Origin of the sequence: Blautia sp. MSK.20.85 (assembly GCF_013317245.1) — a bacterium.
Classification (GTDB): domain Bacteria; phylum Bacillota; class Clostridia; order Lachnospirales; family Lachnospiraceae; genus Blautia_A.
Genome location: NZ_JAAIUN010000085.1, coordinates 1 through 1083 on the forward strand (window position 1 = coordinate 1; position 1083 = coordinate 1083).

Here is a 1083-nt window from a genome sequence, read left to right on the forward strand (position 1 = left end):
AAAAAAAGAAAACTGGTCAGATTCTTCTGCTCTGAAATATTCAAAATCTGCCATAATATTTTCCTACTCTTCTACATCGAAATCACAATTTGCCGCACTACCTGTACCATGACATAATTCATCAAGCACATAATTGAATGCATTCATCGCCTCTTCCAAATAGATTTTCCTAGCCTCTTTATCACACGCATACATATCGGCAATAAATCCTTCATCATTTCCTATTGCGTGTACCAGAGTCTCCAAAACTTTCATAAATTTCTTTTTTGAACACTTTTTATTCTGCCTGTTCACATATTTCTGAATATCCAGTACTCTATCAGCATTTTCCTCATTCTCTTCAAGAATTCCAAACGCCAGATCCATGCCAAATTCATAGCCATCACAGGAAATCTGATCAACATCAAGCTGTCCCAGCTCATCTCGATAATTTCTTTCTTCCATTGAAGTCAGTGGTGTCCCATATTCATCCAGATATCCCATATCTGCAATTGTTTCCAGAATATCTCTGGATGCTTTCACCATTTTGTCCATAATGATTTCTCTTTCTTCCATCGGCATATTTGCCATAATGCTGTCTAATGTCATCATTGATTCTTCCTCCATCTCATTTTCATAAATATCGTTGATATAAAAGTGGTTTGCTTTTCCATTGTTCGGAATGATACGCACCAGATTTCCAACCTCCACCAGTTCCTGTACTGCCTGATCTACCCCATATCTGGTTGTATTCAGGTCTTTCTTCATTTCACTTTTTGGATAAATTACATACAAATCCCCCTTACCATCTACCCAACCATTCTGCACCGCAAATTTCAAACGATCCAGAAATAAGCTGTATAAAATCTTTGCTGTATTTGACAGATTTTTGTATTTTTCCATCTGGAACAGCACCTTCGGCACCTGCAGACAATCTACCGGCATATACTCCATCTTACTCATTGATTGTTTCCTCCTTCTGTTTGTACAGCACTTCGGCTGAATTAATATTGATTTCCAACATCCCTACAAATACCTGATAGTACAGAAGGCATATCTGTTCATCCTCTCTTGCCAGATACAATCCTTCCAGTTCATCGGACG

General features: G+C 38.0%; 1 protein-coding gene. It reads right to left on the bottom strand.

Going from position 1 to position 1083, the window contains the following annotated elements:
* Nucleotides 1-63: 63 nt before the first annotated feature.
* Entirely contained in the window at nucleotides 64-942 is an 879-nt protein-coding gene (locus G5B12_RS16980) for a replication initiator protein A (protein ID WP_109273656.1), read from the bottom strand.
* Nucleotides 943-1083 lie beyond the last annotated feature (141 nt).

Excerpts from the sequence above, each read along its gene's own strand:
- G5B12_RS16980 (WP_109273656.1), bottom strand. The coding sequence starts at position 942 with ATGAGTAAGATGGAGTATATGCCGGTAGATTGTCTGCAGGTGCCGAAG.